The sequence below is a fragment of the Kingella potus genome (genome assembly GCF_900451175.1).
In the GTDB taxonomy this organism is placed as follows: Bacteria; Pseudomonadota; Gammaproteobacteria; order Burkholderiales; family Neisseriaceae; genus Neisseria; species Neisseria potus.
Window position 1 is genome coordinate 735,375 of sequence record NZ_UGJJ01000001.1, and the last position, 26,673, is coordinate 762,047.

Annotated in this window: 25 protein-coding genes; 13 read left to right on the forward strand and 12 right to left on the reverse strand. The window is 60.5% G+C overall.

The features are described from left to right. Window positions 1-37: 37 nt before the first annotated feature. Both lysA and lptM read right to left on the reverse strand, forming a co-directional pair. On the reverse strand, window positions 38-1,258 hold the full coding sequence (lysA, locus tag DYE40_RS03255; RefSeq protein ID WP_115307710.1) for a diaminopimelate decarboxylase: 1,221 nt from the start codon (window positions 1,256-1,258) through the stop codon (window positions 38-40). Further along, window positions 1,255-1,452, reverse strand: a complete 198-nt coding sequence (lptM, locus tag DYE40_RS03260; protein ID WP_115307711.1) for an LPS translocon maturation chaperone LptM — start codon at window positions 1,450-1,452, stop codon at window positions 1,255-1,257. The genes lysA and lptM overlap by 4 nt, the downstream gene beginning before the upstream one ends. A gap of 59 nt (window positions 1,453-1,511) precedes the next feature. Between lptM and cyaY the strand changes: the two genes are divergently transcribed. From cyaY to DYE40_RS03275, 3 genes are all read left to right on the forward strand, one after another. Further along, on the forward strand, window positions 1,512-1,841 hold the full coding sequence (gene cyaY / locus DYE40_RS03265) for an iron donor protein CyaY (protein ID WP_218564330.1): 330 nt from the start codon (window positions 1,512-1,514) through the stop codon (window positions 1,839-1,841). Between the two features lie 92 nt (window positions 1,842-1,933). Then, the gene (locus tag DYE40_RS03270; protein ID WP_115307712.1) at window positions 1,934-2,335 is read left to right on the forward strand and encodes a hypothetical protein; all 402 of its coding nucleotides are present in this window, start codon (window positions 1,934-1,936) and stop codon (window positions 2,333-2,335) included. A 115-nt stretch (window positions 2,336-2,450) separates the two neighbouring features. Next, window positions 2,451-2,726 (forward strand): oxidative damage protection protein, encoded by a 276-nt coding sequence (locus DYE40_RS03275; RefSeq protein ID WP_115307713.1) that lies wholly within the window; start codon window positions 2,451-2,453, stop codon window positions 2,724-2,726. A gap of 737 nt (window positions 2,727-3,463) precedes the next feature. On the opposite strand, the gene DYE40_RS03280 is transcribed toward DYE40_RS03275, so the two are convergent. Next, complete coding sequence (locus tag DYE40_RS03280; protein WP_115307714.1) at window positions 3,464-3,844, reverse strand: A1S_2505 family phage non-structural protein; 381 nt, start codon at window positions 3,842-3,844, stop codon at window positions 3,464-3,466. A 257-nt stretch (window positions 3,845-4,101) separates the two neighbouring features. Here DYE40_RS03280 and ppk1 point away from each other — a divergent pair, with 257 nt between their 5' ends. Continuing rightward, window positions 4,102-6,159, forward strand: a complete 2,058-nt coding sequence (gene ppk1, locus DYE40_RS03285; RefSeq protein WP_115307715.1) for a polyphosphate kinase 1 — start codon at window positions 4,102-4,104, stop codon at window positions 6,157-6,159. 316 nt (window positions 6,160-6,475) lie between these two features. Here ppk1 and DYE40_RS03290 read toward each other — a convergent pair whose 3' ends face one another. The 3 genes from DYE40_RS03290 to DYE40_RS03295 form a co-directional block, all read right to left on the reverse strand. Further along, window positions 6,476-9,106 (reverse strand): restriction endonuclease, encoded by a 2,631-nt coding sequence (locus DYE40_RS03290; RefSeq protein WP_115308265.1) that lies wholly within the window; start codon window positions 9,104-9,106, stop codon window positions 6,476-6,478. Between the two features lie 49 nt (window positions 9,107-9,155). After that, entirely contained in the window at window positions 9,156-9,356 is a 201-nt protein-coding gene (locus DYE40_RS12790) for a hypothetical protein (RefSeq protein WP_218564331.1), read from the reverse strand. A 261-nt stretch (window positions 9,357-9,617) separates the two neighbouring features. After that, window positions 9,618-11,534, reverse strand: a complete 1,917-nt coding sequence (locus DYE40_RS03295) for a site-specific DNA-methyltransferase (RefSeq protein WP_115307716.1) — start codon at window positions 11,532-11,534, stop codon at window positions 9,618-9,620. Window positions 11,535-12,083: 549 nt separating this feature from the next. Here DYE40_RS03295 and DYE40_RS03300 point away from each other — a divergent pair. From DYE40_RS03300 to DYE40_RS13200, 4 genes are all read left to right on the forward strand, one after another. Next, window positions 12,084-12,728: a fumarylacetoacetate hydrolase family protein gene (locus DYE40_RS03300; RefSeq protein ID WP_115307717.1), complete on the forward strand. Its 645-nt coding sequence runs from the start codon at window positions 12,084-12,086 to the stop codon at window positions 12,726-12,728. 747 nt (window positions 12,729-13,475) lie between these two features. Continuing rightward, window positions 13,476-14,156: a tRNA (adenosine(37)-N6)-threonylcarbamoyltransferase complex dimerization subunit type 1 TsaB gene (gene tsaB / locus DYE40_RS03305; protein ID WP_115307718.1), complete on the forward strand. Its 681-nt coding sequence runs from the start codon at window positions 13,476-13,478 to the stop codon at window positions 14,154-14,156. Next, the gene (gene rimI / locus DYE40_RS03310) at window positions 14,153-14,596 is read left to right on the forward strand and encodes a ribosomal protein S18-alanine N-acetyltransferase (RefSeq protein ID WP_115307719.1); all 444 of its coding nucleotides are present in this window, start codon (window positions 14,153-14,155) and stop codon (window positions 14,594-14,596) included. Before tsaB ends, rimI begins: the two co-directional genes overlap by 4 nt. Next, window positions 14,590-15,486, forward strand: coding sequence for a uracil-DNA glycosylase family protein (locus DYE40_RS13200; protein WP_342767797.1), 897 nt, complete (start codon window positions 14,590-14,592; stop codon window positions 15,484-15,486). Before rimI ends, DYE40_RS13200 begins: the two co-directional genes overlap by 7 nt. A gap of 451 nt (window positions 15,487-15,937) precedes the next feature. Here DYE40_RS13200 and DYE40_RS13075 read toward each other — a convergent pair whose 3' ends face one another. Next, a complete protein-coding gene (locus DYE40_RS13075) occupies window positions 15,938-16,069 on the reverse strand; it encodes a hypothetical protein (protein WP_281270644.1) in 132 nt (43 codons plus the stop codon). A gap of 112 nt (window positions 16,070-16,181) precedes the next feature. After that, on the reverse strand, window positions 16,182-16,907 hold the full coding sequence (locus DYE40_RS03320) for a hypothetical protein (RefSeq protein ID WP_115307720.1): 726 nt from the start codon (window positions 16,905-16,907) through the stop codon (window positions 16,182-16,184). Window positions 16,908-17,071: 164 nt separating this feature from the next. Here DYE40_RS03320 and yccS point away from each other — a divergent pair, with 164 nt between their 5' ends. From yccS to mutY, 3 genes are all read left to right on the forward strand, one after another. Further along, window positions 17,072-19,240 carry a YccS family putative transporter gene (gene yccS, locus DYE40_RS03325; protein ID WP_115307721.1) on the forward strand — a complete coding sequence of 723 codons (2,169 nt, stop codon included), beginning with the start codon at window positions 17,072-17,074 and terminating at the stop codon, window positions 19,238-19,240. A gap of 111 nt (window positions 19,241-19,351) precedes the next feature. Beyond that, a complete protein-coding gene (nth, locus tag DYE40_RS03330; protein ID WP_115307722.1) occupies window positions 19,352-20,008 on the forward strand; it encodes an endonuclease III in 657 nt (218 codons plus the stop codon). Window positions 20,009-20,074: 66 nt separating this feature from the next. Next, a complete protein-coding gene (gene mutY, locus DYE40_RS03335; protein ID WP_115307723.1) occupies window positions 20,075-21,214 on the forward strand; it encodes an A/G-specific adenine glycosylase in 1,140 nt (379 codons plus the stop codon). A 611-nt stretch (window positions 21,215-21,825) separates the two neighbouring features. Here the strand turns inward: mutY and DYE40_RS03340 are convergent. The 3 genes from DYE40_RS03340 to lspA all read right to left on the reverse strand — a co-directional run bounded on the left by DYE40_RS03340 (window position 21,826) and on the right by lspA (window position 24,530). Next, window positions 21,826-22,866 (reverse strand): zinc-dependent alcohol dehydrogenase family protein, encoded by a 1,041-nt coding sequence (locus DYE40_RS03340; RefSeq protein WP_115307724.1) that lies wholly within the window; start codon window positions 22,864-22,866, stop codon window positions 21,826-21,828. 210 nt (window positions 22,867-23,076) lie between these two features. Beyond that, window positions 23,077-24,027 carry a 4-hydroxy-3-methylbut-2-enyl diphosphate reductase gene (gene ispH / locus DYE40_RS03345; protein ID WP_115307725.1) on the reverse strand — a complete coding sequence of 317 codons (951 nt, stop codon included), beginning with the start codon at window positions 24,025-24,027 and terminating at the stop codon, window positions 23,077-23,079. Further along, window positions 24,024-24,530: a signal peptidase II gene (gene lspA, locus DYE40_RS03350; protein ID WP_115307726.1), complete on the reverse strand. Its 507-nt coding sequence runs from the start codon at window positions 24,528-24,530 to the stop codon at window positions 24,024-24,026. The genes ispH and lspA overlap by 4 nt, the downstream gene beginning before the upstream one ends. A gap of 442 nt (window positions 24,531-24,972) precedes the next feature. On the opposite strand from lspA, the gene DYE40_RS03355 reads away from it, so the two are divergent. After that, the gene (locus DYE40_RS03355) at window positions 24,973-25,272 is read left to right on the forward strand and encodes a hypothetical protein (RefSeq protein ID WP_115307727.1); all 300 of its coding nucleotides are present in this window, start codon (window positions 24,973-24,975) and stop codon (window positions 25,270-25,272) included. Between the two features lie 51 nt (window positions 25,273-25,323). Here DYE40_RS03355 and rsmI read toward each other — a convergent pair whose 3' ends face one another. Further along, window positions 25,324-26,196, reverse strand: a complete 873-nt coding sequence (gene rsmI, locus DYE40_RS03360) for a 16S rRNA (cytidine(1402)-2'-O)-methyltransferase (protein WP_115307728.1) — start codon at window positions 26,194-26,196, stop codon at window positions 25,324-25,326. Between the two features lie 127 nt (window positions 26,197-26,323). Here rsmI and DYE40_RS03365 point away from each other — a divergent pair, with 127 nt between their 5' ends. Next, the gene (locus tag DYE40_RS03365; RefSeq protein ID WP_115308266.1) at window positions 26,324-26,671 is read left to right on the forward strand and encodes a YraN family protein; all 348 of its coding nucleotides are present in this window, start codon (window positions 26,324-26,326) and stop codon (window positions 26,669-26,671) included. Window positions 26,672-26,673: the final 2 nt, after the last annotated feature.

Below are 26,673 nucleotides of genomic sequence, written 5' to 3' on the forward strand. Positions count from 1 at the left end.
TTTGCGGGAAACCGTTTTCAGACGGCCTCTTCGCTGTTTACAAACAGGCTTTTTCGTTTGCCAGCATTTCTTCGATGGTTTCGCGGCGGCGGACGATGCGGGCTTCGCCGCCGTTTACCATCACTTCGGCGGCACGGGGGCGGGTGTTGTAGTTGCTTGCCATGCTGGCCGCGTATGCGCCCGCGCCGCGCACCACCAGCAAATCGCCCGCCTGCGCGGCGATGGTGCGGTCTTTGGCGAGAAAGTCGCCGGTTTCGCATATAGGGCCGACGATGTCGGCGGCAAAGGGGGCGGCAGACGGGGTTTCGGCCGGCTCGATGCGGTGGTAGGCCTGATAGAGGGCGGGGCGCATCAGGTCGTTCATCGCCGCGTCTACGATAAGGAAGTTTTTGTTTTCGTTGCGTTTGACGTATTCGACGCGGGTAAGCAGGCTGCCCGCGTTGCCGACAAGGCTGCGGCCCGGTTCGAGAATCAGGCCGAGCTTGCTGCCGCCGATGAGTTTTGCCACGGCAGAGGCGTAGGCGGCAAGGTCGGGCGTGTCTTCTTGGTCGTAGACAATGCCCACGCCGCCGCCGAGGTCGATGTGCTGCAACCCTATGCCCTGCGCGGCAAGGCGGCGGGCAAGGGCGAGGATGCGTTCGCAGGCTTCGATAAGGGGATCGAGCCGGATGAGCTGCGAACCGATGTGGCAGTCGATGCCGACAATGTGCAGGTGGGGCAGGGCGGCGGCGCGGCGGTAGGCGGCTTCGGCATCGCGCATGGCAATGCCGAATTTGTTGTCTTTCAGGCCGGTGGAGATATAGGGATGGGTTTGCGCGTCCACGTCGGGATTGATGCGCAGGGAAACGGGGGCTTTGAGGTTCAGACGGCCGGCAACGGCGTTGATGCGTTCGAGTTCGGGCAGGCTCTCCGCATTGAAGCATTTGATGCCTGCGCGCAGGGCAAATTCGATTTCCGCTTCGCTTTTGCCCACGCCGGAGAAGATGGTTTTGGCCGCGCTGCCGCCTGCGGCCAGCACGCGGGCGAGTTCGCCGCCGGAAACGATGTCGAAGCCGCTGCCCAATTCGGCGAAGCGGCGGATGACGGCAAGATTGCCGTTGGCTTTGACGGCGTAGCAGATAAGGGGGTCGAGCGCGGCGAAGGCGCAAGTGTAGGCGGCAAACGCTTCATCGAGGGCGGCGCGGCTGTATATGTATAGAGGAGTACCGTAGCGTTCGGCAAGCTCGGTGTAGCGGATGTTTTCGCAGCAGAGGCTCATGGGCGCGCTTCCGCAGGCTGTGCTTCCTCAGGCGCGTCGGCGGTTTTTTCGGGCTTGCGGGCAGACTTTTTCAGGCCGGTCTGCACCGCGCCGAAGCCGGCTTTGTCTTGTTCTTTGGGCAGATAGAGGCCGCCTTTGAAGCCGCAGGCCGACAAGAGCAGGGCGGCGGCAAGGAAGCAAACGGGTGTTTTCATGGTTTTTCGCCGTGGGTTGTGGCAAGATGCGCGGCATTTTAACGCAATCTGACAAAACCATGATGACCGAAAGCGGATTTTTACAGCATTCAGACGGCCTCTTTGCCTATATAGACGAAGCGTTGGACAGCCTGGACGCGGACTTCGACTGCCTGCGCGAGGGCAATGTGCTCACCATCGAAGCGGCGGACGGCACGCAGATTATCGTCAACCGCCATACGCCCAACCGCGAGCTGTGGATTGCCGCCAAAAGCGGCGGCTACCACTTTGCCGAGCGCGGCGGCCAATGGCTGGCCACGCGCGACGGGCAGGAGTTTTTCGCCGTGCTCTCGCAGGTATTGTCCGCCGCCTGCGGCGAAAGCGTACGCATCGCGCCGTTTGCCGGATAAGGGCGGCTTCGGATATGGCAGGAGCGTTCCGCTGCCGGTATCGTTTTCCAAGTTTTCCAAGCAACCCGTTTTTTTTACGAAAGGACTTCCCTATGATTTCCGTTTTTTCCATTGTCGTCGGCATCTGTTTCGCCCTTTTCGCGCTGTGGTACGGCTCGAAAACCGCCGCCGACAAATCCCCCGTCTTGCGTATCGCCGTGCCCGACAATGCCGAAAGCAGCTCCGAATGGCAGCGTTGGGCGCAGGAAAACGGCTACAAATCCCAGGGCGGCGGCCTGTGGAAAAAGGGTACCGGCATGCTGACCAGTGCCACCGAAATCCGCTTTGAAGGCAAAGAAATGCAGGTGTGCGAATGCGTCAATTACCTTTTCGGCACCAACCGCTTCGCCCTCAACGCCCCTTCGTGGATGGGTCGCCCCGTACGCGCCGCCAAGCTCAAAGCCCTCAACGGCCTGCTGGCGCAATGGCAGATAGAGCCGGTTTCCTTCGGCTGAAAAGCCGCCGAACTCCGACCGTCCTGCGCGGTGCCGGCGGGGCGGCTTCTTTCTGTACAAAGCCGGCCCCGTCGGCTAGAATCCGCGCGTCTGAACCCGCAAAAAAGGAAACGCCATGACCCGCATGGTCCACTGCGTCAAACTCGGCAAAGAAGCCGAAGGCATGAAATTCCCGCCGCTGCCCAACGCGCTGGGCAAACGCATTTTTGAAAACGTATCGCAGGAGGCATGGAACGCTTGGACGCGCCACCAAACCATGCTGATCAACGAAAACCGCCTCAGCCTCGCCGACCCCCGCGCCCGCGAATACCTCGCCCAGCAGATGGAAAACTACTTCTTCGGCGACGGCGCGGATGCCGTGCAGGGCTATGTGCCGCAAGAGCCGGCATAAGCCGTCTGAAAAACAAAGAGGCCGTCTGAAAACTTGTTTTGCAGGTTTTCAGACGGCCTCTGCGATTGTGGCGGATAAATAAAAAACGTCCGCTCCGCAACTGGCAGGGTGTGCCAATCAGGCGGCGTACGCGGCCCTCTGTCCTAATTCCGCCCGTCATGCCGCCCCTCCGTAGGGTGTGTGGTACAGCCACGCACGCGGTTTTCGCCGTGCAACGGCATGATGAGGCCGTCTGAAACCGGAAAATGCGTGCGCCGTGGGGCAGCCCCCTACCGAAGACCTTACGCGTGCCGCAGGTTTTGGGAACGCGTGCGCCGCTTTGCGACACGCCCTGCCTTCGGGAAAAAAAACGGGCGTGTCTTTCTGCGATACGCCTACGGCGGGATTCTGCATGGAAAAACGGAACAGGCCGTCTGAAAACGGCAATATGCTTTTCAGACGGCCTCATGTTGCCTATCGGGCTAAACTTCAGGCCGCAGCAAACGCGTGCGCCGCTCGGGCGGCACACCCTACCTTACCTCCCGCCGCAAACCCGCTCCCACCCCTGCGCCCGCGCGGGGCAGGGCAGGGTAGGGGGTAGCGGTACGCAGAACCGCTTTTCTGCCGCGTCGAAAATATAGGCCAAGCGGCAGAAGCCTCCACCCTAACCCTCCCCCCGCAGGCGGAGGGGAACAAAAACAGAGGCCGTCTGAAAACCGTTTGCAGGGTTTTCAGACGGCCTGTCTGCCGTGGCGGGCTTATCTGCCGATCACTTCTTCCCATTCGGGCGGCAGGCGGCAGTTGTCGGGCGCGTCTTTAAAGAGCGGGGCAATGTCCGGCGCGTGGTATTCGCCCAGCGCGGTGCCGAGCGGGGTAACAAAAAAACGTTTGTCGAAATTGGCTTTGGCGAAATCGAGAAACATCTGCACATAGCCGGCGATGTCTTCGATCGGCAGCAGCTTGAGTGCCTCGTCTTTTACGGGAACGGCAAACGAATTGCCGGCAAAGCCGAAGCCCTGCCCCATTTCCGCGCCGTATTTCATCCTTGCCATCAGCGCGGTACCCAGCCCGTGTTTGCCCGCCCGGTTCGAGCCGAAGACAAAAATTTCGTTATCCCGTATTTCGTGTTTGACGCTCATGGCCTTCCTCGCAGTATTGTTTGGTGGGTGTTGCCGGATTTTCCGCCGCTTTTGCTGCGGCTGCTTTCATTATATTTTAAATGGTGCGCTTAAAAGGAATGTTTGACCTGCATCAGGATTTGCGGTTTTACGCTGCGGCGGCCGCGCCTGCCCGGCGGTTGGCAAAAAGGCGCGGGCAGACTTATACTCGCTTTCAAATCTTCACAATTCAAAACCTTCGCAATCGCGATGCCCGCAAATAAAACAAGGAGAACCGTATGCCCCAATCCAACCGCCTGCTGTGCCGCGAACTGAGCCTTTTGGCGTTTAACCGCCGCGTTTTGGCACAGGCGCAGGATGTGCGCGTGCCGCTGTTGGAGCGGCTGCGTTTTTTGTGCATTGTTTCGTCGAATATCGACGAATTTTTCGAAGTGCGCATGGCCTGGCTGCGGCGCGAACACAAGCGCAATCCCGCCCGCGCGCTCGACAGCGGCATGACCCCCGCCGAAACCTTCGCCGCCGCCTCGGCCGAAGCACACAGGCTGATACACGACCAATACGCGCTGTTTAACAACGAGCTGTTGCCCGCGCTGGGTCAGGCGGGCATCCGTTTCTACCGCCGCCACACTTGGAGCGACGCGCAGCGCGAGTGGATCAAGGGCTATTTCGACCGCGAACTGTGGCCCATCCTCACACCCGTCGGCCTCGATCCCGCCCATCCTTTCCCGCGCCCTTTGAACAAATCGCTCAACTTCGCCGTGGAGCTCGACGGCAAAGACGCATTCGGCCGCTCTTCGGGCATGGCCATCGTCCAAGCCCCGCGCATCCTGCCGCGCGTGGTCAAGCTGCCGCCGGAGCTTTGCGGCGGCGAAGACGGCTTCGTATTCCTGTCGTCCATCCTGCACGAATACGTCCACCTGCTTTTCCCCGGCATGGATGTGAAAGGCTGCCACCAGTTCCGCCTCACCCGCGACAGCGACCTCACGGTGGGCGAAGAAGACCTGACCAATCTGCGCGCCGCCATCCAAAACGAGCTGCACGACCGCGAATACGGCGACGGCGTGCGTCTCGAAGTGGCCGACACCTGCCCGCCGCACATCTACGGCTTCCTGCTCGGCCATTTCAAGCTGCGTCCCTCCGACCTTTACCAGGTAAAAGGCCCCGTCAATCTGGTGCGCCTGATGGCCGTACCCGATATGCTCGACCGCCCCGACCTCAAATACGCCCCGCGCAGCGGCAGCCTGCCGCCGTTTTTGAAAAAAGACGAATCGGTGCTGGATGCGGCGGCGCGCCAAGACATCCTGCTGCACCATCCCTACCAGTCTTTCGAACCCGTTGTCCGCCTGATCCGCGAAGCCGCCGCCGATCCCGACGTGGTGGCCGTGAAAATGACCATCTACCGCACCGGCACCGCCTCCGAGCTGGCCAACGCCCTGATGAACGCCGCCCTTGCCGGCAAACAGGTAACGGTGGTGGTGGAACTGATGGCGCGTTTTGACGAAGCCAACAACGTCAATTGGGCGCAGCGGCTCGAAGACGCGGGCGCACACGTCGTTTACGGCGTGTTCGGCTACAAAGTCCACGCCAAAATGGCACTCGTCATCCGCCGCGAAGAAGGCCGTCTGAAACGCTACGCCCACTTGGGCACCGGCAACTACCACCAGGGCACATCGCGCATCTACACCGACTTCGGCCTCATCACCGCCGACGAGCAAATCACCGCCGACGTAAACACCATCTTCATGGAAATCACCGGCTTGGGCAAACCCGGCCGTCTGAACAAGCTCTACCAAAGCCCGTTTACCCTGCACAAAATGCTGCTCGAAGGCATCCGCCGCGAAACCGAGCAGGCCAAGGCCGGCAAGCCCGCCAGAATCGCCGCCAAGCTCAATTCCCTTATCGAACCGCACATTATCGAAGCCCTGTATGCCGCAAGCGGGGCGGGCGTACAGATTGATCTGATTGTGCGCGGCATGTGCGCCCTGCGCCCGCAGGTGAAAGGCCTGTCGGAAAACATCCGCGTGCGCTCCATTATCGGCCGCCAGCTCGAACACGCCCGCGTTTATTATTTCTACAACGGCGGCGCGGAAGACACCTACATATCCAGTGCCGACTGGATGGGGCGCAACTTCTTCCGCCGCATCGAAACCTGCACTCCGGTGGAAGATCCCGTCCTCAAAGCCCGCGTTATCCGCGAAGGCCTCACCCTCGCCCTCGAAGACAACCGCCAGGCATGGCTGATGCAGCCCGACGGCAGCTACGTCCGTGCCGAAGCACACGGCGGCAAAAGCGGCAGCAGCCTGCAAGAAACCCTGTGGCAGGAATACGGCGCGTAAGGCCGTCTGAAAATGCAGGTTTCACTTTTTCAGACGGCCTCTGCCGTCAGGTAGGATGTGGCGCAGCCACGCACGCGGCTGCGGGTTTGCGCGGCGGTTTATATGGCGGTTTGAACAATGGAAAATGAGGCCGTCTGAAAATACGGGTTCGGAGCGTCCGAAATCCCGTTTACGCTTTTCAGACGGCCTTTGCATTGCGGCGGAACGCGTGCGCCGCTTGGGTGGTACACCCTACGTAAGATTCTGTATGGAAAAAACAGCCGGCCGTCTGAAAACGCAGATTCTGTTTTTCAGACGGCCTTTCGCTTTGTCCGGCTTATTCTTCCAATTCCGCCAGAGCCGTTACATCCTGATAGCGCACTTCGGGAATCTGCTCGAAAAAGCGTTCGGCGCATTCGATTTTCAGGCGTTCGCTTTCGCGCAGCAGGCTTCTGTCCACGCCGCATTGCAGGCTTTTGCCGCGCGTGTTTTTCGTTTCGGCAACGAAATACGCTTTTTCGCCGTTTTGTTTCACCACCGCCCAGTCGGGGTTGTAACTGCCCAGCGGCGTAGGGATTTTGAACCAGCGCGGCAGCTTGAAATAGAGCAATACGTTTTCGTAGTTTTCGCAATTTTGCGCAAAGGTTTTTTCGGTTTCCGAATCCAGCGGAATGTAGTTTTCCGCGATGGTTTTTTGCGCATTCTGCACGCGGAAGGTGGTTTTCTCGTCGAAATAAAACTCTTCGCCTTCGGCCTCCAGTTTTTGCAGATTGCGCATCAGCTCTTGGCGGTATTGTTCGTTGTCAGCCAACTCGTAAGCAATGCCCCCGCTCATCAGCGCGTGCAGGCAGCGGTTGATTTTTTCCGCCGCCAAATCGATAAAGCGTTGCGGATTGGCCGCCGCATCGTCTAACCGTTTGGAAGCCTTGAGAATGTCAAACACCGTGCGGCGTGTCAGCCCCGTTTTCTTTTGGATTTCGCCCAAAATATCGGGAATGGCAAACGCCATGGCGGTTTTCAGGCTGCCGCTGGCGGTTTCTACAGCTTCAATTCCGTAAGTCAGCGTTTGCTCGATTTTCGCCTTGCGCGTTTGGATTTTCGGCGCGTGGATTTCAGGCAGGCCGGAAACCGCCTCGGCGGCCTGCCGGACTAATTCCGCCGTGCCGTATTGCACGCGGTAGCGCGGTTTGCGATCCAGTTTCTGCCAAATCGCCTGAAATTCGGGGTCGAGCGGGAAGTTTTTGCGGAAAGTCTGCGTTTTACGGTCTGCGCCGTTTTTGATATTCGACGCGGCAAATCTGATGCCGCATTCGTCTTCGTATTCCTGTTGCAGATTGGCGGCGAAGCTCTCGTAGCTTTCGTTGGGAACCACGGTCAGCACGTTCACACCCTCATCGCGCACGCGTTCGCCGTGTTGGTTCACCGCCAAACGCAGCCCGCGCCCGATTTCCTGCCGTTTTTTCAGCGGCGAGCGGGTTTCGTTGAGCGTGCAGATTTGGAACACATTGGGATTGTCCCAGCCCTCTTTCAGCGCGGAATGGGAAAAGATAAAGCGCAATGGGCTGTCAAAGGAAAGCAGCGTTTCCTTATCGCGCATAATCAAATGATAGGTGTCGTTGTCGGCTTGGGTATCGCCCTTGGTGTCTTTCAGACGGCCTTTGCCGTCTTGCGAAAAATAGCCGTTGTGTACGCCGTCTGGATTTTCCTTCGCCAGCTCGCGGTAAATCTCGTCAAACCACAGCGCAAACTTGCCCGCGCCGCGTATTGCCGTACGGTAGTGTTCCACCTTGTCGATAAAAAACAGCGAAAGCACTTTAATGCCCTGCGGTTTGAGCTTTTTCTCGCGCTTCAAATGCTCTTCAATCGTGCAGCGGATTTGCGCTTTCATCACCTCGTCTTGCAGCGCGTCCCGATTGTCGGCGCGGCTGATTTGCAGGCCGTTGGAAAATTCTACAAGCCCGTCTTCCGCGTCCAAGCCGTTCACGATATAGCCGTGGCGGTAGGCCTCAACGCCGCCCGATTTGTCAAACAAATCATCGCCCGATTGCACCGTAACCGTTTTTTTCCCGGTTTCCTTTTGAGTGCGGAAATGAATGTTTAACCTGGCTTTCAGGCTGCCTTTGCCCGCCTGCATTTGAACCAGCTCCACAAACGCGCCGTTGCCGTCTTTTTCCGCCAATACCGATTGCACCACAATCTGTTTTACCAGCCTTTGATTGTAGGCTTCAACGGGATTGAGGCTGTAAACCTTGTGGCGGCTGTTTTTATGGGTTGCCGAATAGCGCAATACAAACAAAGGATTAAGGGAGTCCAGCGCGGCAAGGCGGCCTTCGGTTTCCATATTCTGCGGCTCGTCCGCAATCACAATCGGGCGGGTTTGGCGGATGAACTCAATCGGCGCGTCGCCGCTTTCGTTGGTTTGGTTGATGACATTGCCGTCTTTTTCAAACGACTGGATATTGATCACCATAATCTCAATCCCGTCATTCGCCGCAAAATTACGCAGCCCGCCCAAGCGTTTGCTGTCGTATTCGCTGAAATGCATCACGGGCTTGCCGAACATTTCGGCAAAATGCGTTTTTGTGGCGCGGATGGTTTGCATCACGCCCTCGCGGATTGCCACGCCCGGCACGACAATCACAAACTTCTTCCAGCCGTATTGCCTGTTCAATTCAAAAACCGTACGCAGATAGACATAGGTTTTGCCCGTGCCCGTTTCCATTTCCACCGAAAAATTCAGGCCGTGCGTGCCGATGTCGGTTTCAGGCTGCCCGAAAGTTTTTTGCACATTGTTCAGATTTTCGCCGATTTGCTCATCAGACAAATCCAGCGTGTTGCCGACAAAACGCTCCGCCCCCGCACTTTCCAGGCCGAACGGCTCGCGGCGGTCGGCTTGCCCTTCAAACAGGCGCAGCACGGCATTGACCGCATCGGTTTGGTAATCCAGTTGTTCGAATTTCAGTTGCATGGCTTTTCCTTTTTCGGAAATGTTATCCCGCAAAGGCGGGGACAGTTTTTCAGATTTTCAGACGGCCTTTCGGCTGCTTCCCGTCATTCCCGCGCAGGCGGGAATGACGGCAGGTGTGGCGGTTTTCAGACGGCCTTTCTGTTTGCAAGGCTTTAAGCAACCCGCTGCCATTTACTCCCTCCCCTGCGTCCGCGCGGGGGAGGGTTGGGGAGGGGGTGGCGTTGCGCGGCAACGCTTGCACGGCGGCCACTGCCCCCACCCTAGCCCTCCCCCGCAAGCGGGGGAGGGGATACGGCGCAAGAAAAAGCCGCCCTGCCGGAATTCTCCTAGCTCTCCTCCGCTAGCGGGGGAGAGGATACGGGGTTGGTCAAACCTGTTTGGCCTTATGTCCCAAGACGGAAAGCGGGTCGCCGGTTCAAATATTTTCAGACTGTCGGACAGCCGCTGCAACCCGGCCAAGATTCCCGCCTGCGCGGGAATGACGGCGGATGTGGCGGTTTTTCAGACGGCCTCACACGCACAAAAAGGTAATGCCCGCGTCGCGCATTTGCAGCACGGTGTTGGTTTTCAGCGCATCGTTGCCGTCAAACAGGCGGTCGAGTACCGCCACTTTGGCGGGGTTGCGCCCGATGACTTGGTCGATTAGGGCTTCGTCCAGCCGCGTACCGTCGGCCAAGCCCGTCAGCAGCGCGGTTGCGCGGCCTGTGTCTTCGTCTTGCACCCAAAATACGCCGTTTTCCCGACGCACGGGGCAGGACAGCTTCAAGCCCAGCCGCAGCATCAGCTCATAAGCCATATCCTCCGGCCGCGCGTCGGGCTGCACGGGGTCGATATACATTTCCAGCTGTTCCATCAGGCCGTCCGCACCGCCGGCAGGCTGCCGCCACGGCTTGAAACTGCTTTGCGCCAGCTTGAACACTTTAAAGCCCGTGTCCACGCTCTGCCCGCTTTTGAGGCTACCTGAAATCTGCCCGCCCGCGCGGCGGATGCGCTCTTTGGCGATTTCGGCGATGGTGTCGAAACCTGCCTTGCGCGCTTCGGATTTTTCGTCGGTTTCTTCGGGAAGCTGGATGCAGATATAGCGGCGGTTGCCGCCGTCTTCGGCATTGAGCTGCATCACGGCGTGGGCGGTTGTGCCGGATCCGGAGAAGAAGTCGAGGATTAAATCGTCTGAATTGCCACCGATGCTGAATAGTTTGCTTAACAATCGGATTGGTTTAGGCGTGCTGAATATCTTTTTGCCAATTAATCTGCCTGTTTCTTTTTGGGCTTCGTCATTATGGCCTGTTTCTTCAAACGACCACCAAGTTGAGGGAACGATACCATCTTGAATTTCTGATAAAAATCTCTTTAATCTAGGTTTGTTGTAACTAAAATTTTCTCCCCAGTACAGACGGTTTTCTTTTTCTATCTGCAAATGTTTGTCGTAAGAATATCGCCAAACGGCATCTTCAGACGGCCAAACCTCTTCTCCTGTTTTAGGGTGAATAATTGGATACCACAAAGTTGGGCGTTCACTTTTGGATTTATTGCTGACGTAGTTATCAGAACTCCATACTCCACGCGGGTCATTATCTAGATTTTTATACCTTGATAATTGTTTTTCGGTTCGGGGAAGAAGATTACGCTGAAAAGAACTGCTTTTTTGATAAACCAAAATGAAATCATGCATGGCAGCAATTCCCGGGTCGTCATTTGAAACCGCATATTTTTTTTGCCAGCAGATTTGCGAAACAAAATTCTCCGCCCCAAACACTTCATCGCACAGCAGTTTCAACTGCGCTTGTTCGTTATCATCTATCGAGATAAAAATCACGCCGTCGTCGCGCAACAAAGTCCGCGCCAGATGCAGGCGCGGCAGTATCATGGAAAGCCAGTTGCTGTGGTAATGGCCGCTGTCTTTGCTGTTTTTGCGCCACGCGCCTTGGAACACGCCGTCGCGTTTCAGGTAGCCTGCGTCGTCTTTGTCGCCGACGCGGCGGGCGTATTCTTCGCGCGTTTCGGAAAATTTGTCGGGATAGACAAAGCTGTCGTTGCCGGTGTTGTAGGGCGGGTCGATGTAGATCATTTTCACGCTGCCGGCATAGGCTTTTTGCAGGATTTTCAGCGCTTCGAGGTTTTCGGCTTCGATAAAGAGGTTTTTGGTGCCGTCGAAATCCACGGATTCGTCAGGGCATGGGGACAGAGTGTTGGATGTGGGCGTTTGCAGCGTGCGGTAGGCTTCGCTTTTGCCCGCCCAGTTGAGCTGGTAGCGTTCGTTTTGATGGGCGAGGTTGTCTGCGCCGAGAATGAGCTTGAGTTTTTCCCAGTCGATTTGGTTTTCGCAAAAGGCTTCGGGGAAAATATTTTTGAGCTGTAATAATTTGTTTTCGTTGAAATTATTTTCTAGTTCGGGTATAATTTCGGTTCGGTTCGGTTCGGTTGCCATAATTGCGCTCCTTTCGTCAAGACGGGTGGCAGATTCTACCGACGGACGGGACAGAGCGGAAGCCGAAAGGCCGTCTGAAAAAGCGTAAAGCTGTTTTCAGACGGCCTCTTTGCTTGCAAACCCGCCGCACTTTCACTCCCTCCCCTGCGCCCGCGCGGGGGAGGGAATGGGGACGGAGCAAACGCGGGCGGCAACGCTGCTGTTCCGCAGGATATGCGGCACAGCCACGCACGCGGTTTGTGCCGTGCAACGGCATGATGAGGCCGTCTGAAACCGGAAAATGCGTGCGCCGTGAGGCAGTCCCCTGCCGAAGATCTTACGCGTGCCGCAGGTTTTGGGAACGCGTGCGCCGCTTTGCGACACGCCCTGCCTTCGGGCAAAAAAACGGGTATGTCTCTCTGCGATACGCCCGCGCGGGATTCAGCATGGGAAAACGGGGCAGGCCGTCTGAAAACGCCGATTCCGTTTTTTCAGACGGCCTCTGCTGTTGCCGACGTGCGGCTATGGGCTTATAGTTTGCGCTTTCCGTATGATTTGAAAGGAAAAGGGATGGCTTATATCTCTCTCGAAGGCCGCGAGGTGCGGGTAAACAATATTTTCTGCATCGGCCGCAATTATGCCGCCCATGCCGCCGAGCTGGGCAATGAGAAGCCTGCCGCGCCGGTGGTGTTTTTAAAACCGAACAGCGCGCTGAATACCGCGCCGCAGGTGCGCCTGCCTGCGGGGGCGGGCAATGTGCATTACGAAACGGAGCTGGTGCTGCTGATCGGCAAAGCTGCGGCCGCGCCGGAAAATATTGCGGACGCGGTGGCCGGCTGCGCGGTGGGGCTGGATCTGACCGAGCGGGGCTGGCAGCGGCAGGCGCAGGAAAAGGGTTTGCCGTGGACGCGTGCCAAAGGCTTTCCGCAGGCGGCCTGCGTGTCGGATTTCGTTGGCGCACAGGCTCTGGCCGCCGTCCGCGAACGCGGTTTTTCCATGCGGCTGAACGGGCGGGAGCGGCAGCACGGGCGTTTGGAAAATATGATTTTCCCCTTGGAAACGCTGCTGCGCACGCTGGCGGCGGATTACGGCCTGCACGAGGGCGATTTGGTGTTTACCGGCACGCCCGAAGGGGTGGGCGCGCTGGCGGCGGGCGATGTGCTGGAGCTGGACTTGGCCGGGCTGGTATCGGCGCGGTTTGAGATTGCGGCCTGAACGGCGGACGCTGCACGCCGCCTGCCGTCCGAAAGCAATACCGTATTGCAGATGAAAGACGCGGGGATGGTGCTTGAGGCCGTCTGAAAACGGTTCCGCCGTGCCAGCGTTGCCGCGCAACGCCACCCCCTCCCCGACCCTCCCCCGCGCGGGCGCGGGGGAGGGAGTAAAAGGCAGCGGGTTGCTTAAAGCCTTGCAAACAGAAAGGCCGTCTGAAAAACCGCCACACCTGCCGTCATTCCCGCGCAGGCGGGAATCTTGGCCGGGTTGCAGCGGCTGTCCGACAGTTTGAAAATATTTGAATCGGCAATCCGCCTTCCGTCTTGGGACATCTTGGGGCATAAGGCCAAACAGGTTTGACCAACCCCGTATTCCCTCCCCCGCACGGGCTGTACACGGGCGCAGGGGGCAAAGGGCTGCGTGCAAACCGAAAGGCCGTCTGAAAACGGTTTACCAACGTCATGCAGGGTGTGGCACAGCCACGCACGCGGCTGTTGCCAGTACGCGAACACGGCCGGCTGAAACAGAAAACGCGTGCGTGGCCGCGCCGGCCTCCGCAGGTCAGCCGATGCCCTGCACGCTTCCGAACGCGGATGCGGCTTGATGCGCGGCGGCGCGCAACGCCAAAATGCGCCGCAGGCGGGGGTTTGGCCGCCGTTTCCGACTGGGTTTGAGGCCGTCTGAACGATTTTCAGACGGCCTCAAATGTTATAATCCGCGCCTTTATTCCTTTTGGCGCAACCCGCTATGCAGCCCGATTTCTCCCGCCCCGTCCTCGCCGTCGATACCTCCACGTCCTTTCTCTCGCTCGCGCTGCAAACCGCAGACGGGCTGTTTGTGCGCCACACGGAAGCGGGCAGCCGCCAGTCGGAGCTGGTGCTGCCGCAGATTGCCGGATTGTTTGCCGAGGCAGGTGCGGGTGCGGCGGATTTGGCGGCGGTGGTGTACGCGCAGGGGCCGGGCGCGTTTACGGGGCTGCGTATCGGGCTGGGCGTGGCGCAGGGGCTGGCCGCGCCGTTCGGCGTGCCGCTGGTGGGCGTGCCCTGCCTTGACGCGGCGGCGTATCTGGTGCGCGGGCGCGGGGTGCTGGCGGCGGCAGACGCGCGGATGGGCGAAGTGTTTTACGCCTGGTTTGACACGGAACACCGCCGCCGCCTTTCGCCTTATTGCGTCGGACGGGCGGCGGAGATTGCCGCGCCGGCGGGTGTGGCGTTTTCAGACGGCATAGGCAATGCCTTCGCCCTGCCCGATCCGCCGCCCTTTGCCGGTTCGCCCGCGATGCCTGCGGCGGCAGACTACCTGCGTCTGGCGCAGACGGGGGATTATCCCGCCTGCGATGCCGCCGAAGCGTCGCTGCTGTATGTGCGCGACAAAATCGCCCTCACCGCCGCCGAGCAGGCGGCACGCAAAGCGTCGGGGGCGGCATGAACATCCGCGCCGCATCCGCCGCCGACTGCGCCCGCATGGCCGCCATCGATGCCGCGTGCAATCCCTCGCCGTGGTCGGAAGGGCAGTTTCGCGCGGCTTTGGACAACCGCTGCTGCACCGTGCTGCTGGCGGAGGAAAACCATGCCGCCGCCGCCTTTGCCGTGTGGCAGAGCGTGGCGGGCGAATCGGAGCTGCACCTGATTGCCACCGCCCCCGCCGCCCGCCGGAAGGGCTTTGCCGCCGCGCTGCTGCGCCGCTGGCTGGACGATTGCGCCGCGCAAAACGCCGAACGCCTGTTTTTGGAAGTGCGTGCGGGCAACGGAGCCGCGCAGTCGCTCTACCGCAAATACGGCTTTACGGAGACGGCGCGGCGGCCTGCCTATTATTCCCTGCCGGAGGGCGGGCGCGAAGACGCGCTGATTATGGAGAAAATATGTTGAGCAGCCGCTATCTGCACCTGCACGAAGCCTTGGAACTCGGCCCGATGTGGCTCAAACGCGGCGCACACGTCCTGCCCGCCGCACAGGAGGAGGCAAAGGCGGCGGCACAGGGGGAAAACCGCCGTGCCGCCGCGCCTTCCGCCAGACTGTCTGCCCAAGCGTCCGCCGTGCCGCCCGCTGCCGCCCACGTTTTTCAGACGGCCTCTGCCGTGCCGCCGCCGGAGTCTGCCGCTGCCGGCGGTGTGGCGGACGCTCTGCCTCCTGCCGCGCCGCGCCGCGCATCCGCCGCCGCAGCCAATGCCCGCGCCGCCACAATGGCCGCCGTCGGCAGCAGCATAGGCGGTTATTACAAAACGCAGGAACGCGCCGCGCTGCGCTACAGCCCGCAGCCACGTGCGGAGCCCGCCGCGTCTGCGCCCGCGCCGTTGTCGGCGGAGGAACACAAGGCCGCCCTTGCCGGCAGCGTGGCCCGCGCCCGCGTGATGGCGGTGAGCGTCTGCCCCGCGCCGGAAGATTTGGCGGCGGGACGGGTGTTCGGCGGCGAAGACGGCGTGCTGCTGGGCAAAATGTTTGCCGCCATCGGCCTGGCCGAAGACGAGGTGCGCCGCACAAGCTGGCTGCAAACGGTGGAGTTCAAACCTTCGGCCGCGCAGGTGGAGGCCGACGCGGCGCGGATGCAGGCGGAGTGCGGGCTTTGCGGCGCACAGGCGGTGGTGCTGCTCGGCCGTTTCGCCCAAGAGCCGCAGTTTGCCGCCGCCATCGGCCGCGCGTTTGCGGGGCTGCCCGTGTTTAAAATACCCCATCCCGCCAGCATTCTGCGGCGGCCGCAGCTTAGGGCGGAAGCGTGGGAGGAACTCAAAAGGCTGCGGGACTTTTTGCAGGCCGTCTGAAAAGCGGGGCGTACCCGCGACCGGCCTGCTGCGGCTGTCCGGCTTTGCAATCCGCCGTGTCCGTTGCGCTTTTGTCCCGCTGAAATCCATTTTGTCCATCTGCAACCGCGTGCGTGGCTTGCGCCGCACACCCTACACCAGCATCCGCAGAAACCCACTTTGTCCGTTTTCAGACGGCCTGTGTGGCTTTGCCGCCATTCCCGCGTATGCCCGCAACGGGCTGCGGCGGGAATTTTTTGTCTGCGGGCAATGGAAAGCACGGTGTCCGTGCAGCCGCCGGCAGCGGTATAGTGAAACAACACGATAATATCCATCTGCTGTCGGCAGGCGGGTAGGGTGTGCCGCCCAAGCGGGGTACGTGTTCTTTGTTTTGCAGGCATTCTGAAGCCGCGTGCGTGGCTTGCGCCGCACACCCTACACCAGCATCCGCAGAAACCCACTTTGTCCGTTTTCAGACGGCCTGTGTGGCTTTGCCGCCCAAGCGGGGCACGCGTTCTTTGTTTTGCAGGCATTCTGCAACCGCGTGCGTGGCTTGCGCCGCACACCCTACACCAGCATCTGTTTTTTCATTTATTTGTTTCACTATATTCCTTAACAGGCAAGCCCCGCTGCGGCGGGGCTTGTTTCGTACCGGCGGCGCAGGGGAGGCCGTCTGAAAAACGGTTTGGCAGGCGGGCAGAGGGTTTGGCCGCGCCTTATTTTCCGTCTAATGCCTTTTGCAGGGCCTGCCGTTTGTCTGCGGGCAGGGTGGCGGCATAGCGTTCGACGGCGCGGCGCACTTCGGGATATTGCCGCATATTGGAGGCCAGCGACCAGCGGGCGGCGGCGAAGGTGATGCGTTCGTAGGCCGCGTGCGGGTGTTGCGGTCTGCCGTTTTGCCCGTCCGTCAGGGCGTTATCGGCAACGTAGGCGGCGATTTCTTCGACATAGCGGCTTTGGCCGGTAACGTAGAAGGCAATCCAGCGGTCGTCGAGCGAGGCGGGGGAGGGCGGGGCGGCGGCCAGTTCGGCGGCGGAGGGCAGTTTGTCCAGGGATTCGCGTTCGGCGGCGGTGAGTTTGAGGGTGTCGGTGCAGCGTTTGCCCTCGGGCGTGGCGGCGAGTTTGAAGATCGGGGCGGTGCGGCTGTCTGCGCCGTGTTTTTTCAGGGCGGCGCACCAGTGTGCGGTCTGCTGCGGCTGCGTTGCCAAAACCTGTGCCGCCCATACGGTGAAGTTGCGGCGGGCTGACGGCTTGCCGCTGATGGCCGGATCGGACAGGCCTTGTTCGGTCAGCGCGAGGCCGCGTTTGAGCTGCGGGTCGGGCGTGCGGTGGTATGCCGAGGCTTCCTGTTCCCAGCGCAGGGATTCTGCGGCGGTTGCGGCGGCAGGCAGGCAGGCAGAAAACGCGGCAAAAAGCGCGGCGGCGTATTGGGCGGTGTGCATGGTGCAGATTCCTGGCGGGCGGGCGGAAACGGGATTATGGCACGCAGGGGCGCGGCGGTGGCGGGCATCGGCGGTGTTTCCACGCCATCCGCCGTTTCAGATGGCGCGGCAGCGTGTACAATCGCGCCAAAACGCCATCCGTCCGTCTGTTTTCCGTCCGTATCATGAAATTCAAAACCCCGCCCGTCAGCGGCAAAGTCGTGGCCGTGCTGCCGCCCCTGATTGCCGTTTCCGCCGTTGCCCTGCTTGTTTACCGCTTCAGCCTGCAAAGCGTTGCCATTCCGCTGGTGTTGGGCGTGATTGCCGGCGGGCTGGTGGATTTGGACAACGCACTTGCAGGCCGTCTGAAAAACAGCGCGGTGTCGCTGGCGGCCTTTGCCGTGTCTTCGCTTTCGGCGCAGGCCGCGCTGGGACACCGGGCTTTTTTCCTGCCGGTGATGGCGGCTCTGGCCTTTGTGTTCACTATGGCCGGGGCGGTCGGCCTGCGCTACCGCACCATCGCCTTCGGCACGCTGGCGGTGGCCGTGTACACCACGCTCACCTATGATCCCGCAAGCGCGGCGGTATGGTATCTCAATCCGCTGATGATTCTCTGCGGCGCGGGGCTGTACAGCCTCTGTGCCCTGTTCCTGCACATCCTGCTGCCGCACCGCACCGTGCAGGAAAACACCGCCGACGCATACGACGCGCTGGGCGCATACCTCGATGCCAAAGCGGGCTTTTTCGATCCCGACGAAACCGGCGGCCTCGAAGAGCGGCAGATTGCGCTGGCAATGGCCAACAGCCGGGTAATTCAGGCCTTCAACCTCTGCCGCAGCGCATTGTTTTACCGGATGCGCGGCCAGCACCGCCACCCGCGCACCACCCGTATGCTGCGCTATTATTTTGCCGCGCAGGACATCCACGAACGCGCCAGCTCCAGCCACATCAGCTACCGCGACACGGCGGAAAAGCTGAAAAACACCGACCTGATTTTCCGTTTTCTGCGCCTGATGGAATTGCAGGCGCAGGCCTGCCGCGACATTGCCGCCGGCCTGCGCGAAAACCGCGTTTACGAACCCGATGCCCGCCTCACGCGCGCCCGCCAGGGTTTGAAACAGTCTGCCGCCCACTATGCCGCCGCCCATGCGGATTCGCCCGAAACGCCGCTGCTGCAACGCCTCTCCGGCAACCTGCAAAACATCAACCACCGCCTTTCCACCCTCGACAGCGGCCTGGACGAAAACCCCGCAGCCGACCAGCGCATCGCCCACCACGATTCCGCCAAGCTGCGCGATGCGGCCAAAAACATTTTTTCCCAGCTCACCCCCCGTTCGGCCACCTTCCGCCATGCCGTGCGCATGTCGCTGCTGGTTATCGTCTGCGGCCTTATCGTCGAAACCCTCCATCTCAATTTCGGCTACTGGATACTGCTCACCGCCGTTTTCGTCTGCCAGCCCAACCACTCCGCCACCCAAAGCCGTCTGAAACAAAGGATTACCGGCACACTCGGCGGCGTAATCGTCGGCTCGCTGCTGCCCTATTTCACCCAGTCGCTCGAAGCCAAGCTGATGGTGATGGCGGCCGGCGTGGCACTCTTTTTCCTGTTCCGCGCCAACAAATACAGCTACTCCACCTTTTTCATCACCATTCAGGCACTCATCAGCTTCTCCATCGCCGGCTACGACATTACCCAGGCCCTGCCCATGCGCATGGCCGACACCGTAATCGGCTGCCTGCTGGCCTGGGCCGCCGTGTCCTACATCTGGCCCGACTGGCACTATCTGCGGCTGGACAAAACCGGAGCCGCCGCCATTGCCGCCGACGCGGGTTATCTGAATGCCGTGATCGGCGGGCTGGAGCGCGGCGGCGGCGACGACGTGGCCTACCGCGCCGCCCGCCGCCTTGCCCACGAACGCGCCGCCGCCCTGTCCAGCACCCTGTCCGATATGTCCGGCGAACCGGCAAAATACGGCAGCCGCCTGCACGACGGCTTCCGCCTGCTCAAAATCAACTATTCCCTTATCGGCTACATCTCCGCCCTCGGCGCATACCGCGACACCCTCAGCCGCGATGCGGAACACCAGGCCTTCCTGCACCAATGGTTTCCCGCCGCCGCCGCCGTCTGCGCCCTTGCCCGCGAGCTGCCGGATTTGTCCGATGCCGCCTTTGCCGCCCGCCTTGCCGACAGCCGCGCCGCCCTTGCCGCCCTCGCGCCCGACAGCGAACAGGCACACATCCTCACCCAGCAGATTACCGCCGCCGCCGACCTGCTCGAACCCGCCTTCCAAGCCCTGCACGGCCGCCCGGAATCCGCCCTGCCTCCGCCCCGCGCTATGGCAGAGGCCGTCTGAAAACGGCGGCGGTGCGGCCGGAACGCACATACGGGCGGCCGCCGCCACGTTCGGTTACAATCCCGCCCGCACAGGCCGTCTGAAAAATACAAAAATACCAAACAGCAAAACATGAACCGACAAACCCGCCGCGAAATCTTCGCCCGCTGGCGCGAAGCCAATCCCCATCCGCAAACCGAGCTGCATTACGACAGCCCCTTCCAGCTCCTAATCGCCGTCCTCCTCTCCGCCCAGGCCACCGACAAAGGCGTAAACAAAGCCACCGCCCGCCTGTTTCCCGCCGCCCCCACCGCCGAAGCCATGCTCGCATTGGGGCTGGAGGGCATCATGGAATACACCAAAACCATCGGCCTCTACAAAACCAAATCCAAACACATCGTCGAAACCTGCCGCCTCCTCATCGAAAAACACGGCGGACAGGTGCCGCAAACGCGCGAAGAACTCGAAGCCCTGCCCGGAGTCGGCCGCAAAACCGCCAACGTCGTCCTCAACACCGCCTTCGGCCAAAAAGCCATGGCGGTGGACACCCACATCTTCCGCGTCAGCAACCGCATGAACCTCGCGCCCGGCAAAAACGTGCGCGAAGTCGAAGACAAGCTGATGCGCGTCATCCCCGACGAATTTGTTTTGGACGCGCACCACTGGCTCATCCTGCACGGCCGCTACGTCTGCAAAGCGCAAAAACCGCTGTGCGGCCAATGTATTGTCAATGATTTGTGCGGATACAAAGGCAAAACCGTCGAACTGCCGCCGCCTCAGGCCGTCTGAAAACCCTTGCCGCCGTGTCCGTTTCAGACGGCCCCGCGCCTTGTTTCACTATAAAAAAGAACAACCATGCACACCGCCGCCGCCGCAAAAACCCGCAGGCCGTCTGAAAACGGACACAATGAGTTTTCAGACGGCCTCTCCGACACCTTCGCCGCCCGCCTGATCCGCTGGCAGCAAAAACACGGCCGCCACAACCTGCCCTGGCACAGCCGCGACCCCTACCGCGTCTGGCTCTCCGAAATCATGTTGCAGCAAACCCAAGTGGCCGCCGTTGCCGGATACTACCCGCGCTTTCTTGCCGCCTTTCCCACCGTTTCCGCCCTCGCCGCCGCCCCCGAAGACCAAGTGCTCGCCCTCTGGCAGGGGCTGGGCTATTACAGCCGCGCCCGCAACCTGCACAAAGCCGCCAAACAAATCATGGCGCAACACGGCGGAATCTTTCCCGACACCCGCGCCGGACTCGAAGCCCTGAGCGGCATCGGCCGCAGCACCGCCGCCGCCGTTGCCGCCTTCGCCTTCCACCGCCGCGAAGCCATCCTCGACGGCAACGTCAAACGCGTCCTCTGCCGCGTTTTCGCCCGCGACGGCGATCCGTCCGACAAAAAATTCGGCCAAAGCCTGTGGACGCTGGCCGAAAGCCTGCTGCCGCCCGCGCCCGCCGATATGCCCGCCTACACCCAGGGCCTGATGGACTTGGGCGCGACCGTCTGCAAACGGAGCAAACCCCTGTGCGCCGCCTGCCCGATGGCAGGTATCTGCCAAGCCCGCGCCCAAGGCCGCACGGCGGAACTGCCCCGCCGCAAAGCCGCCCAAGCCGTGCAGACCCTGCCGCTCTACTGGCTGGTTTTGCGCCGCCCCGACGGCGCACTGCTGCTGGAAAAACGTCCCGCCCAAGGCATCTGGGGCGGCCTCTACTGCGTGCCCTGTTTCACCGCCCTCGAAGATTTGTACCAAGCCGCAGCACGCTACGGCCTGTCGGCAGACAGCCTTGAAGAGCAGGCCGCCATCACCCACCGCCTCACCCACCGCCTGCTGCTGGTTACCCCCTTCGCCGCACAATGCCGCAGGCCGCACCCGCCGCAGGCCTGTGCGGAGGATGGTTGCGGACACTTTTCAGACGGCCTGTGGGTGCCGCCGCAAGAACTGGCCGGCTACGGCCTGCCCAAACCGCTGGCGGCCTATCTGGCCGCAGCTTCCGCCGTATAGACAGTGCCGCCCGAGCGGCGTACCTATTCTCTGCCCCTAGGGTGTACCGCCACGGCGGCGCACGCGTTCCTGCCGGCCGTCTGCAAACCGCAAATGTTTTTCAGGCGGCCTTTGCCGTTCAGGTAGGGTGTGTGCCTTTACCAAGTATGCAGTTGGTGGAACTGCCTGTTTGGCCGATAACAGAACGTAAAGAGGCCGTCTGAAAATCTGCAAAACAGGTTTCAGACGGCCTTTTGCATGGTTTCGCGCTGACAGTCTGTGTAGGGTGTATGGCGCAGCCACGCACGCAGTTTGCGGATTCAGACGGCCTCTGTGTCCGCATGGTGTCAAACGCGTGCGCCGCTTTGGCGACACCCTACACAAACGGCGGATATTGGTTTTTGCTCTGTTGAAACTGACTTTGTTCGTTTTCAGACGGCCTTTTGCCGAAGTTTGAGGCCGCGTGCGTGGCTGCCACACACCCTACATTGCTCCGGCGCGGCGGGCGGTGTTGCTGTTCGGGTAGGGTGTGCCGCCCAAGCGGCGCACGCGTTTTCTGCGGGAGAGGGAACAAAGGCCGTCTGAAAATCGGTTTTCAGACGGCCTCTTTATGCCTTAACGGAGGGGCAGGTTTATCCGTTGACCAGCACCACTTTCATTGCTTGGTTTTCCGCCGCGTGTTTGAACACGTCGTAGGCTTTTTCCAGTTCGTCGAATTTGAAATGGTGGGTAAGCATTTTGGTGTAGTCCACGGGGCTGGAGGCAATGGCCTTCATCAGCATTTCGGTGGTGTCGGCATTGACCAGGCCGGTGGTGATGGCGAGGTTTTTGATCCACAGCTTTTCCAGTTTGAAATCGACGGACTGGCCGTGCACGCCGACCACGGCGATGTGGCCGCCGGGCTTGACGATTTCCTGACACATATCCCAAGTGGCGGGAATGCCGACGGCTTCGATGGCGCAGTCTACGCCGTCTGCGCCGACAATATCGAGTACCTGTTTGGCCACGTCGCCCGATGCGGGGTTGACGGTGTGGCCCGCGCCGAGTTCTTTGGCGAGTTTGAGGCGGTTTTCGTCCATATCGCAGACGATAATCGTCGAGGGGCTGTAAAGCTGGGCGGTCAGCAGGGCGGACATGCCCACGGGGCCTGCGCCGGCGATGAATACGGTGTCGCCGGGTTTGACATCGCCGTATTGCACGCCGATTTCGTGGGCGGTGGGCAGCGCGTCGGAAAGCAGCAGGGCAACTTCTTCATTGACGTTGTCCGGCAGCGGCACGAGGCTGTTGTCGGCAAACGGTGTGCGTACGTATTCGGCCTGGGTGCCGTCGATCATATAGCCCAAAATCCAGCCGCCGTTGCGGCAGTGGGAGTAGAGCCGGATTTTGCAGTTGTCGCAGGTGCAGCATTTGCTCACGCAGGAAATGATGACTTTGTCGCCGGGCTTGATGTTTTTCACGGCGGAGCCGACTTCTTCGACAATGCCGATGCCTTCGTGGCCGAGGATGCGGCCGTCGGCCACTTCGGGGTTTTTGCCTTTCCAAATCCCCAAGTCGGTGCCGCAAATCGTGGTTTTGACGATTTTTACGACTGCGTCGGTCGGGTCGATAATCTGCGGTTTGGGTTTTTCTTCAAAACGGATGTCGCCCGCGCCGTGGTAAACCATTGCTTTCATGATGCTTCCTTTCTTTGGAAGGGTTGGAAAAACGGAAGTGCCGATGGGTGCGGTTATAGGCTTGTTGATAGTGCTTGTCAAATTTATTTAAATTTTTCAATTTGTTACGGTATAACAGATTATAAATAAGGCCGTCTGAAACCTTTTGTCGGGTTTCAGACGGCCTTTATTCGGGCAATGCTGCCGCAGCGGCACTCGCGGATTGTGTTTTCAGACGGCCTTTTTTTCGCCGCGCAGCTCTTTGGGCAGCACGAATACTATGCTTTCTTCCGCGCCTTCGCCTTCGCGCAGGGCATCGTGTCCCCATGCTTTGAGGGTATCTACCACTTCGCGCACCAGCACTTCCGGGGCGGACGCGCCGGCGGTTACGCCCGTCCGCCGTTTGCCGGCAAACCATTCGCGGTGCAGTTGCGAGGCGTTGTCCACCATATAGGCATCCACGCCGCGCTGGGCGGCCACTTCGCGCAGGCGGTTGCTGTTGGACGAATTGGGCGAGCCGACGACAATCACAATGTCGCATTCGGCGGCAAGCTGTTTCACCGCTTCCTGACGGTTGGTGGTGGCGTAGCAGATGTCGTCTTTCGGCGGGCTTTTGATGTTGGGGAAGCGCGCTTTGAGGGCGGCGATAATATCGCGGGTTTCGTCCACCGACAGCGTGGTCTGGCTCACGTGCGAGAGGCGGGCGGGATCGGCCACTTTGAGTTTGGCCACGTCTTCCACCGTCTGCACCAGCAGCATCGCGCCCTCGGGAAGCTGCCCCATCGTGCCTTCCACTTCGGGGTGTCCGGCGTGGCCGATCATGATGATTTGGTAGCCCTGCGTGTCCAGCCGCGCCACTTCCTTGTGTACTTTGGTAACCAGCGGGCAGGTTGCGTCAAACACGCGGAAGCCCCGCGCCGCCGCTTCGTCCTGCACCACTTTGGACACGCCGTGTGCCGAGTAAACCAGCGTCGCGCCCGGCGGCACGTCGGCCAGATCTTCGATGAATACCGCGCCTTTTTCGCGCAGGTTGTCCACCACGAATTTGTTGTGGACGACTTCGTGGCGCACATAAATGGGTGCGCCGAATTCTTCCAGCGCACGTTCGACGATGCTGATGGCCCGATCCACGCCGGCGCAGAAGCCGCGCGGGTTGGCGAGCATGATGGTTTTGCCGCTCATGAGGCTTCCTTTTCAGACGGCCCGTGTGTTTTTTTGTGTTTGAAGCTGTCGATAACGATGAGTGCCGCGCCGACGCAGATAAAGCTGTCGGCGGCGTTAAACGCGGGATAAGACCAGCTTTCGCCGTAAAACAGCAGGAAATCCACCACTTTGCCGTGGATAAAGCGGTCGATGACGTTGCCCAGCGCACCGCCCACCACCATGGCCGCGCCCCACGAACCCCACGCGCCAAACTCGCCTTTTTTCACCGCGCGTACCAGCCATGTGCAGATTACCGCCGCCAGCGCAACGAAAAAATATTTCTGCCAGCCGCCGGCGGAGGCGAGGAAGCTGAATGCCGCGCCGGTGTTGTACACCAGCGTGAGGTCGAAAAAGCCGGGGATGAGGTTTAGGCGTTCGAAATCTTCAAAACGCGCCAGCACGGCGTATTTCGTGATTTGGTCGAGCACGATGGCGGCGGCGGAAAGCAGCCAGTAGCGCAGGGTGGACGGTGTGTTTCGCATGGTTTTTTATACGGATGCCGTTTTTCAGACGGCCTGTGATGGAAAAGGGCGGCATTTTAACCGATATGGCGCAATCGCCAAATCGGCGGCTGTTTGGCGGCGGCTGTTTGCCGTGTTGCCTGCCCGCTTTGCTCCGTTTGGCGGCGGGAAAGTTTCCCGCTGCGGGTATGCCGGTAACGGACAAATTCATTTCCGTTTAAAATCCGTTTATTAAGCCTAAGAAAGCCGCCTGCGCTTAATTTGGCGGCTTGGGGTTTTTCAGTACGGCTGCCGCACGAAATAATGTGTGAGGCGGCTGGCACGGTTAGCAAAACGGTAGTAGTCTTGACGAATGGTGTGGCGACACCGTTATTGCGTAAATTCAGGTAACTTCAAAACGGAAAACCGCGCCGCTTGCGGCATCGGCGGCGTGGTTTTCCCAAGTGTATAAGGAGAACGAACCATGTCCCGTTTTATTTGGCTGCTGTTTGCCGCCCTGCCCGCCCTTGCTGCCGCCGCCGACAATTACGAAATCGAACGCTTGGAGCGCAAATGTGCGCTGGAACGCGAATCGCTGCTGCGCGAGCGCAACGGCACGCCTGCCTGCGAACAGTTGGACAGAATCTACGGCCGCCCGCCGCACGCCGCGCCGACGGTGGTTATTCGGCCGGCGGAAGAAAAATATTCGGGTTACTACTGGAACGGGGCATACGGAAAAAATTGCACGCATGACAGCAAAGGGGATGTTATCGGTTGCGATTAAATTCGAGGCCGTCTGAAAACTTTTTCAGACGGCCTTTTCCTGCCTGCCCCGTCAGCCCTGTTTTTGCGCCAGAGCCGCGTCGTACAGGGCTTTTTTGCTTTCGCCCGTAATCTGCGCCGCCAGATGCGCCGCCTGTTTGGTGGGCAGCTCCGCCGCGAGCAGGTGCAGCACGCGCAGGGCTTCGGCAGGCAGCGTTGCGTTTTTTTCCGGCGCGGCGGGGTGGAGGATTAAGACCATTTCGCCGCGCGTTTGGTTTGCGTCTTCGCGCAAGGCCGTCTGAATTTCGGCCACCGTGCCGCTTAAAAAGGTTTCAAAGGTTTTGGTCAGCTCGCGTGCCAGCGTCAGGCGGCGGGCGGGGAAAACGGCGGCCATGTCGGAGAGGGCGGCTTCGATGCGGTGCGGGGTTTCAAACATCACCACCGGATATTCCGCCGCAAGCCATGTGTCAAACAGCTTTTGGCGGGCTGCGGTTTTCGGCGGCAGAAAGCCGTTGAAATAAAAACCGGATTCGGCCACGCCTGCCGCGCTGAGGGCGGCCATTACCGCGCTTGCGCCGGGCACAGGGATGACTTTAAAGCCGGCCGCGCGGACGTGTTCCGCCAGCCGCGCGCCGGGATCGCACACGGCCGGCGTGCCCGCATCGGACACTTGGGCGACGATGAGGCCGTCTGAAAGGGCGGCGGCGATTTTGTCCGCCATCTGCCGCTCGTTGTGTTCGCGTACGCTGACGAGTTTGGCCTGTATGCCGTAGGCGGCGAGCAGGCGGGCGGTTACGCGGGTGTCTTCGGCGCAGACCAAATCGGCGCGTTGCAGCACGGCCAGTGCGCGCAGGGTGATGTCGGCCAGATTGCCGATGGGGGTGGCGACGGTATAGAGCGCGGATTCGAGGCTGGCGGCGGCTTTTTGCAGATGGGTTTGCGGCATGGTTTTCGTCCGTGTGGAAACGGCGGCATTTTAGCGCGGATTGCTTTTTCAGACGGCCTGTTTGCAGCAGGGCGCGTTGTCCCGTAACATGAGGCCGTCCGAACACCGTGTTTGCAAAAGGAAAACCATGCGCCTGAACCATCCGAGCGGGCAGGCGGCCGAAGATGCCGCCCTGCGGTTTTTGCAGGAAAACGGCTGCCGTCTGGTGGCGCGCAACTGGCACTGCCCCCACGGCGAAATCGATCTGGTTGTCGAATCGGGCGCACTGCTGTTGTTTGTTGAAGTAAAATACCGCAAATCCGCCGCATTCGGCGGCGCGGCATACAGCATCACGCCCGCCAAGCTCGCCAAGCTGCAAAAAAGCGCGGAATGCTATCTGCAACAACATCCCGGCCGCCGCAGCGGCTGCCGTCTCGATGCGGTGCTGATCGAAGGAAATGCCCGCCCCGTCTGGCTGCAAAATATCACAGGATAACC

What these genes read in the sequence shown, in the direction of transcription:
- lysA (WP_115307710.1), bottom strand. Translation starts at nt 1,258, where the DNA reads ATGAGCCTCTGCTGCGAAAACATCCGCTACACCGAGCTTGCCGAACGC.
- lptM (WP_115307711.1), bottom strand. Translation starts at nt 1,452, where the DNA reads ATGAAAACACCCGTTTGCTTCCTTGCCGCCGCCCTGCTCTTGTCGGCC.
- cyaY (WP_218564330.1), top strand. Translation starts at nt 1,512, where the DNA reads ATGATGACCGAAAGCGGATTTTTACAGCATTCAGACGGCCTCTTTGCC.
- DYE40_RS03270 (WP_115307712.1), top strand. Translation starts at nt 1,934, where the DNA reads ATGATTTCCGTTTTTTCCATTGTCGTCGGCATCTGTTTCGCCCTTTTC.
- DYE40_RS03275 (WP_115307713.1), top strand. Translation starts at nt 2,451, where the DNA reads ATGACCCGCATGGTCCACTGCGTCAAACTCGGCAAAGAAGCCGAAGGC.
- DYE40_RS03280 (WP_115307714.1), bottom strand. Translation starts at nt 3,844, where the DNA reads ATGAGCGTCAAACACGAAATACGGGATAACGAAATTTTTGTCTTCGGC.
- ppk1 (WP_115307715.1), top strand. Translation starts at nt 4,102, where the DNA reads ATGCCCCAATCCAACCGCCTGCTGTGCCGCGAACTGAGCCTTTTGGCG.
- DYE40_RS03290 (WP_115308265.1), bottom strand. Translation starts at nt 9,106, where the DNA reads ATGCAACTGAAATTCGAACAACTGGATTACCAAACCGATGCGGTCAAT.
- DYE40_RS03295 (WP_115307716.1), bottom strand. Translation starts at nt 11,534, where the DNA reads ATGGCAACCGAACCGAACCGAACCGAAATTATACCCGAACTAGAAAAT.
- DYE40_RS03300 (WP_115307717.1), top strand. Translation starts at nt 12,084, where the DNA reads ATGGCTTATATCTCTCTCGAAGGCCGCGAGGTGCGGGTAAACAATATT.
- tsaB (WP_115307718.1), top strand. Translation starts at nt 13,476, where the DNA reads ATGCAGCCCGATTTCTCCCGCCCCGTCCTCGCCGTCGATACCTCCACG.
- rimI (WP_115307719.1), top strand. Translation starts at nt 14,153, where the DNA reads ATGAACATCCGCGCCGCATCCGCCGCCGACTGCGCCCGCATGGCCGCC.
- DYE40_RS13200 (WP_342767797.1), top strand. Translation starts at nt 14,590, where the DNA reads ATGTTGAGCAGCCGCTATCTGCACCTGCACGAAGCCTTGGAACTCGGC.
- DYE40_RS03320 (WP_115307720.1), bottom strand. Translation starts at nt 16,907, where the DNA reads ATGCACACCGCCCAATACGCCGCCGCGCTTTTTGCCGCGTTTTCTGCC.
- yccS (WP_115307721.1), top strand. Translation starts at nt 17,072, where the DNA reads ATGAAATTCAAAACCCCGCCCGTCAGCGGCAAAGTCGTGGCCGTGCTG.
- nth (WP_115307722.1), top strand. Translation starts at nt 19,352, where the DNA reads ATGAACCGACAAACCCGCCGCGAAATCTTCGCCCGCTGGCGCGAAGCC.
- mutY (WP_115307723.1), top strand. Translation starts at nt 20,075, where the DNA reads ATGCACACCGCCGCCGCCGCAAAAACCCGCAGGCCGTCTGAAAACGGA.
- DYE40_RS03340 (WP_115307724.1), bottom strand. Translation starts at nt 22,866, where the DNA reads ATGAAAGCAATGGTTTACCACGGCGCGGGCGACATCCGTTTTGAAGAA.
- ispH (WP_115307725.1), bottom strand. Translation starts at nt 24,027, where the DNA reads ATGAGCGGCAAAACCATCATGCTCGCCAACCCGCGCGGCTTCTGCGCC.
- lspA (WP_115307726.1), bottom strand. Translation starts at nt 24,530, where the DNA reads ATGCGAAACACACCGTCCACCCTGCGCTACTGGCTGCTTTCCGCCGCC.
- DYE40_RS03355 (WP_115307727.1), top strand. Translation starts at nt 24,973, where the DNA reads ATGTCCCGTTTTATTTGGCTGCTGTTTGCCGCCCTGCCCGCCCTTGCT.
- rsmI (WP_115307728.1), bottom strand. Translation starts at nt 26,196, where the DNA reads ATGCCGCAAACCCATCTGCAAAAAGCCGCCGCCAGCCTCGAATCCGCG.
- DYE40_RS03365 (WP_115308266.1), top strand. Translation starts at nt 26,324, where the DNA reads ATGCGCCTGAACCATCCGAGCGGGCAGGCGGCCGAAGATGCCGCCCTG.